A 1,897-nucleotide genomic window follows, 5' to 3' on the forward strand; every position below is an offset into this window, starting at 1 on the left:
GGACGCACACCACGGTCGCCGTAGTACGCTCCTATCATATTCTGCGGGGCTGGGTCAATCAGGGCCGCAGCGACCGGGGCCGGCGGAAGCGCTGACCGGCGATCAGCGCGAGGAACTGCGTCGAGTCCGCCGCGAGCCGGCCGAGTGAAGTTCCACTGGCGAACTCCACCGCGCCGTTGCCTCCCAGCGTGAAGGCCTCGACCAGCGTCTCCGTCTCCACCCGATCTCAGGAGAGGATCCCGCCAGCGGATTCGTCGTCCCAGTTCGCCGCCGGGTCATCGAATGAGAGCATTCGACACATCCTCAGGAAATCTTTCCCAAGCCTGCTGAAGTCCACTCCACGAATAGAGGTCGGTAAGCATTTCATTGGCCGTCGACAGCATTTCGGATGGAAGTGATATCGCTGCTTCGGCGGCGTTTTCAGCGGTGACTTCTTCGTATCCAATCGCGGCCATACCGTCAAAGTTTCCCACTTTTAGATATTCTTTCAGATAGCAAAGGCCCTGCCACGCCGAAAGGGTTTCCGATGGGAGTGGAGGCGGGGGGATGTGATCCTCGACAAATCGGGACACCTCCTCGATCTCCTCATCGGTTATTGACCACCTCGCAACGATTGGCGCGATATAGAAATAGAGATCAGCCGCCGCGCGAATTTCCGGAGTTATTCCTTCCGCCGGCCCGTTCAGATAGGAATAGAATGCGTTGCGATACTGCACATTCTGCGCAGCCTCCCATAGAGTGACAGAATAAAGCACGCTGGAATCTTTTAGGACATCCGCAAAGTACTTCGCCCCGCTGGCTTTATACTCCTCCCAACCTTTAGGAGTTACGGCATCCCATAGCAGATCGCCTCTTGCGCCCAGGGACATGAGCTGAGAAGCTTCCGCCTCGGGGCTCATGATGAGATGCTGCAGAGCACTGTGCGGGTCGCCGCTCGTATAGGTGTCCGCCATCTTCTGAACTTTTCGCCGCCGCTTCGGTATGCGCCTCTGGTCGTCCGGAGCAAATTCAGGAAGGGCCTTCTTCTTTCTGGCAGTTTTGTCTATCTCTTCCATCGGTTCAGTTCCGAAGGACACTGTGCGAAGGGGATTCAACTCGTCCCGTGGATGCCTATCCAGATTCTCCACCCTACAGTGCAGCAGGTGCACGTGAAGATCTTCTCCCGGATGATCCTTGCGTAGCTGACGCAGGGCGAAGTTAAAAGCAATTGGGCCCTTCGCTTTGAGGTCTCCTATTTCAGGATCGTCAGGCGCCGAGTATCCCGCAATATAAAGCTTCACCCCTTTGCGCTTCCCTGCCAAAACGCGACAAATTTCCTGGTCGGTAAATGGCTCTATCGTATAGTTCGGGACGGTTCGATCCTCCTTTCCCACGGATGTCTGGCGACTTCCGAGTTTTCCGGAAGAATCAAGGGCTGCGATGGCATTGGCGCCGAGCAGGATTTGTCCGGCGTCGGCGTAATATGACACCTCGACCCAGGCGGGAAGATTGTAGGGAGCGCCCAGTTCAAGAATTCCATGCCCTGCAATGAATATATCCTTCACGATTGCTAAATCCCTTCAAAGTGCCTTAAGCTCGCGAGGTTTGGATCCACCAGCACGTCCGTACTATCACGGTTGCAAGTTATCCCTCCAACGCCTATGAGGAGGAGCGCCGGGCAGTAAAGATGGAACGTCAGGGCAGCGATTCGCGAGCAGGCCGAGGAGACGAGGCCGTCGTGGAGGTCGAGGCGTCGTTCCCAGCGGACGGCAAGACGCTTTGACTGGTGGAGCAGGGCGAAGGTCTGCTCCACCACGTAGCGGAGTTTGCCCAGGCCCTTGATGTCGGCCGGCGCCTCTGCAACTAGAGTTCCGGATAGACCAGGCCGTCGGACATGCGAGAAAGCCCCATGACCGTA

General features: G+C 57.0%; 2 protein-coding genes and 1 pseudogene. All 3 read right to left on the reverse strand.

Going from position 1 to position 1,897, the window contains the following annotated elements; genetic code table 11:
• Positions 1-58 precede the first annotated feature (58 nt).
• Positions 59-220: a hypothetical protein gene (locus AA75_RS49640; protein WP_158515551.1), complete on the reverse strand. Its 162-nt coding sequence runs from the start codon at positions 218-220 to the stop codon at positions 59-61.
• A gap of 55 nt (positions 221-275) precedes the next feature.
• A complete protein-coding gene (locus AA75_RS47780) occupies positions 276-1,544 on the reverse strand; it encodes a putative adhesin (protein WP_149038316.1) in 1,269 nt (422 codons plus the stop codon).
• 173 nt (positions 1,545-1,717) lie between these two features.
• Positions 1,718-1,897 (reverse strand): annotated as a pseudogene (locus AA75_RS52275) (IS5/IS1182 family transposase); the annotation flags it as partial.

The organism is Kitasatospora sp. MBT63 (genome assembly GCF_000710465.2).
Taxonomy (GTDB): Bacteria; Actinomycetota; Actinomycetes; order Streptomycetales; family Streptomycetaceae; genus Kitasatospora.